We start from the raw sequence: 2,579 nt of genomic DNA, 5'->3' as shown, positions 1-2,579 counted from the left end.
AAGCAGCTGCCGGTACAGTTCCACGCTGTCCATCGCACACCTCCTTACCAAGCCATGCGCGAAAGCGTACTACCTACCCACACGAAAGTCTGAAGAACCGTTATTTTTGTTTCTTGAGAGCAGCAGATGCGACAGCTAATGAAGTTCCGCTTGTCAATGGCGGGGCATGGCATCGGCGCGGAAACGGCAGTGGTGTATTCTCGGACGGCGCCCTCGGAAGGCCGTCCATTACCGATTTCGCCAACCACGCATCACGCCCACTTCTTCCCTAGCGCCTCCAGACCTGCCTTTTGCAGATCCTCCTGGCTCATCACAATGGGAACTCCCCTTCCCGGCGCGCCCCGTGGCTTCCGCGACGGGCACGCGGAAATGTTCCACGGTCTGCCCTGCATTGACCGCCCGCTGCAGCCAGTCGGGCATTGCGGCGCGGCCGTCCCAGCCCTGCCCGTGCGCGTTGCGGTAGCGCACCACACCAGGCAACGTCGCCGGTGGCGGCTCGGAAAAACAGCCGGCGGCCTGCAGGTGGGACAGGCTCAGCCCATGCTGAGCCAGCTGGATGCGGATCCAGGTAATCGCTTCGGCGCGCTCGATTTCGATCGACATCATTTTAGGTGCACAGATTTGAGGAAGCTGCGGAGCAGGATCCTGCGTTGTCGTCTCAAAGACGGTTAGGCCTCAACATTGTTCCGGCGGATCGCTGGTGTAACGCAACCAGCTCCCTTGGGGATTGGGAATCACGTGGTCACCCCGCCGCTCAAAAATTAATCAGACCCGAGGAGCCCGCCGGGCATCTGGTCCTCGCACGGTTTGCGCACAGGCTTATCCCGTGGCGCGGTGGACAAATCCCCTCCCTCGGGTGCCCCCCCTCAGGCCGACCCCGGCTTGAACTTGGTGCGTGTGGTCGGCGCGCGGCGCCTGGCGGTCGCCAAGTGGCGCGTCGCATTGGCTTCCGCTTGCGCGCGCTCGGCCCGTCTTAGTGCCGCTGCCAGTTCGGCCCGCAGCCCTTCTTGCGCCGTCTGCCCTCGTCCGAGCGCCTGCTCTGCCTCCGCCAGTTGCCGGCTGAGCGTGTCGCGCTCGGCCTGCAACCGCGCCCGCGCCTCCGCGCCGGCCACGGCGGCGTCTTGCGCCCTCACCTGCACGGCCGCCAGTTCGGTGCGCAGGTCCGCGACCACCTGCTCGCCCTTCTGGCGCAGCGTGCGTTCCTGGTCGATCTCGCGCAGCGCGCGGCGTTCGGTGGCACTGGCCCGCTCCTGTGCGACGGCCACCTGCTCGCGGGTGCGTTCCAGCTCCGTCGAGAATTGGGTACGCAACTCTCCCAATTGCCGCTCGAGCGCCTCGATCTGGCGCTGCCCCGCCTCCTGACGCGCCCGCGCGGCGGCGTGGGCCTGGCGCTCGGCGTCCAGTTCCCCCTGCAGCGCCGCGCGTGCGCTCTGCTCCGCGTCGAGCCCGGCCTGCACGGCGGCGGTCTCCTGCTCGGCCACCACCACCGCGGCCCGCGCCAGGTCGCGCTGCGCTTCCGCCTCGCTCGCCTGCAGCCGCGCTTCGGCCCGCAAGGCGGCCAATTCGCCGGCGGCCGCCTCGTTGGCGGCCTGCCAGATCGACTGCACGGCGTCGGCCGCGATCGCCTTGAGCGCCTCCGGCAGCCCGGGGTGGTCGATGGTCACGCGCATCTTGCCGCGCAGGTCCGCCCAGAACTGCGCCAGCACCTCGGTGGGCGTGCCCATGCTGCCCTTGCGCACCAAACCGTAGAGCTTGTTGGCGGTGGGCGTGATGCCGTACCGGAAGAACAACAGGGCGCAGACCTCGCGGTAGAGCGCGCGGGTCTCGGGGAGCTGCGAGCGCAGGGTCGCCACGTCGGCGGCGAGCGTGGCCTGCAGGGCGGCGTCGGGAGCGGCGTCGAGCGGCGTGGATTCGGGGCTGGCAGTCATGTTTGGGCGGCGCACGAGGTCAGTTTCAATAAATATTACTACGTAATACGTGAATTTATTGAGTAATATTGAAAATATTTAGACATAAGTGGGCTTCTGTCTATAATTACGTCTACGCTCACGCCATGACGCCCGCCGCACCGATGGAACCCACCGCGCTCCCCCACACTGCCTTCACGGCCCTACCCGCCACCCCGATCGAGCGCCTGCGCCTGCCCGCCGCGCTGTCCGGCGCCGCCGGCAGCAACCGGGCGCGCGGCGGCACCCCGCAGATCTCGGCCACTGACGATCTGGCCGCCGTCACCGCCTGGCTGGCACGCTATACCGACACGCCGGCCACCCTGCAGACCTATCGGCGCGAGGTGGAGCGGCTGCTGCTGTGGGCCGTGATGCAGCACGGCAAGCCGCTGTCGTCGCTCACCCATGAGGACCTGCTGCTGTACGAGCGTTTCCTGGCCGATCCCCAGCCCGCCTGGCGCTGGGTCATGGCGTCGCGCAAAAAGCTCGCGCGCGGYGCGCCGGACTGGCGGCCGTTCGCCGGCCCGCTCTCCCCGGCCAGCGCGCGGCACGCGATGGTGATCCTCAATACGCTGTTCGCCTGCCGGCCAGCGCGCGGCACGCGATGGTGATCCTCAATACGCTGTTCGCCTG

The 2,579-nt window shown here is 67.7% G+C and carries 2 protein-coding genes and 1 pseudogene; 1 reads left to right on the top strand and 2 read right to left on the bottom strand.

The genetic code is table 11. The annotated features are described in order from the left end of the window. Nucleotides 1-228 precede the first annotated feature (228 nt). Both AC1DT6_RS40325 and AC1DT6_RS40320 read right to left on the bottom strand, forming a co-directional pair. Nucleotides 229-606 carry an H-NS histone family protein gene (locus tag AC1DT6_RS40325; protein ID WP_441635758.1) on the bottom strand — a complete coding sequence of 126 codons (378 nt, stop codon included), beginning with the start codon at nt 604-606 and terminating at the stop codon, nt 229-231. 260 nt (nt 607-866) lie between these two features. Further along, entirely contained in the window at nt 867-1,928 is a 1,062-nt protein-coding gene (locus AC1DT6_RS40320; RefSeq protein WP_477115611.1) for a DNA-binding protein, read from the bottom strand. A gap of 143 nt (nt 1,929-2,071) precedes the next feature. Here AC1DT6_RS40320 and AC1DT6_RS40315 point away from each other — a divergent pair. Next, nucleotides 2,072-2,527: pseudogene (locus AC1DT6_RS40315) on the top strand (tyrosine-type recombinase/integrase); the annotation flags it as partial. Nucleotides 2,528-2,579 lie beyond the last annotated feature (52 nt).

The sequence above is a fragment of the Cupriavidus sp. 01L45 genome (genome assembly GCF_056399885.1).
This window is presented reverse-complemented; position numbering and strand designations above follow the sequence as displayed.

What these genes read in the sequence shown, in the direction of transcription:
- AC1DT6_RS40325 (WP_441635758.1), bottom strand. Translation starts at nt 606, where the DNA reads ATGATGTCGATCGAAATCGAGCGCGCCGAAGCGATTACCTGGATCCGC.
- AC1DT6_RS40320 (WP_477115611.1), bottom strand. Translation starts at nt 1,928, where the DNA reads ATGACTGCCAGCCCCGAATCCACGCCGCTCGACGCCGCTCCCGACGCC.